The sequence below is a fragment of the Agrobacterium sp. CFBP 3001 genome (assembly GCF_027871605.1).
Classification (GTDB): Bacteria; Pseudomonadota; Alphaproteobacteria; order Rhizobiales; family Rhizobiaceae; genus Agrobacterium; species Agrobacterium leguminum.
This window is the reverse complement of sequence record NZ_JAQAHD010000054.1, coordinates 1-1,236: the sequence shown is the minus strand read 5'-3', so window position 1 is coordinate 1,236 and position 1,236 is coordinate 1. Positions and strand designations below refer to the sequence as shown.

Genomic DNA, 1,236 nt, shown 5'->3' with positions numbered 1-1,236 from the left:
TGAACCGCCCCAGGTTTCTGGACCATCTGAGGCTAGAGTTTTCCGGCTTCATTCAGGGAGGCGGGCTGGTTGAGCCTCCTGATTTCATCAGCGAGATCGGTACCTTATTGCCGATCGCACCATGCGGCCGAAACTCATTATAGTCTATACGCCAATCCTCCATCTTTTCGCGGGCATCCGCAAGGGTCAGGAACCAGTGCTGATTCAGACATTCGGCGCGGAAGCGGCCATTGAACGCTTCAATGAACGCATTGTCGGTCGGCTTGCCCGGGCGTGAGAAGTCCAAGGTGACGCCTTTGGCGTAGGCCCAAAGGTCAAGATCGCGAGACACGAACTCAGTCCCCTGATCGACACGGATCGTCTTCGGGTAGCCAACTTTCCGGCATACCCGTTCCAAGGTTTGCACGACATCTTCACCTCGATAGCTGTGACGTGGATCAAGCACCGGCACATAGCGCGAGAAGGTGTCGACCACCGTGAGCACCCGCAGTTTCTTGCCGGTCGCGAGTTGGTCGTGAACGAAGTCCATCGCCCAGACATCGTTCGGTCCAACGGCCATTTGCCGATCTTCCCGCAGCTTGGCTTTGACCCGTCGCTTCGGCGTCTTGTTACGCAGTTGCAGGCCCAAGTCTCTGTAAATGCGATAGGTTCGCTTGATGTTGGTCCCCCAACCCTCGCGCTCCAACAATACATGCACGCGACGATAGCCGTAGCGAACACGTATCTCGCAGATCTCACGAATACGACGTTCCAGACCGGCCTGATCGGCACGGCGAGAGGTGTAATGGTAGGTCGACCGATCGAAGTTCAGTGCCCCACAGGCACGCCGGATCGAGATCATCCAATCCCGGCACATGCCTTTCACCATCTCGCGTTTCCGAGCAGGCCTTAGAGCTTTCGCCGAATGACATCCTGCAACATCTCACGGTCCAGCGTCAGGTCCGCGACGATCTTCTTCAACCGCGCATTCTCGTCCTCGAGCTGCTTCAGCTTCTTCATCTCCGGCGGCAGCATGCCCGCGTATTTTTTCTTCCAGTTGAAATAGGTCGCCTGGCTGATCCCCGCCTTCCGGCAGATCTCCGCAACCGACACTCCTTCATCACCCTGCTTCAGAATGAACGCCTTCTGTGCGTCCGAAAACTGTGATGCTTTCATCGTCTTCCGTTCCTTTCCCAGCCAGGAAAATGCACCGGAAAACTCTAACCAAAAACGGTCCAGTTTGAAGGGTTCAGATCA

Annotated in this window: 1 protein-coding gene; it reads right to left on the bottom strand. The window is 56.1% G+C overall.

Annotated elements, in window-relative coordinates; all coding sequences use genetic code 11:
• Positions 1-52: 52 nt before the first annotated feature.
• Positions 53-1,155 (bottom strand): IS3 family transposase gene (locus tag PH605_RS25235; protein ID WP_104679491.1). Its coding sequence is split into 2 segments (ribosomal slippage): positions 53-894 and positions 894-1,155, totalling 1,104 coding nucleotides; the frame shifts between segments, so codons are not numbered across the junction.
• Between the last annotated feature and the right edge of the window lie 81 nt (positions 1,156-1,236).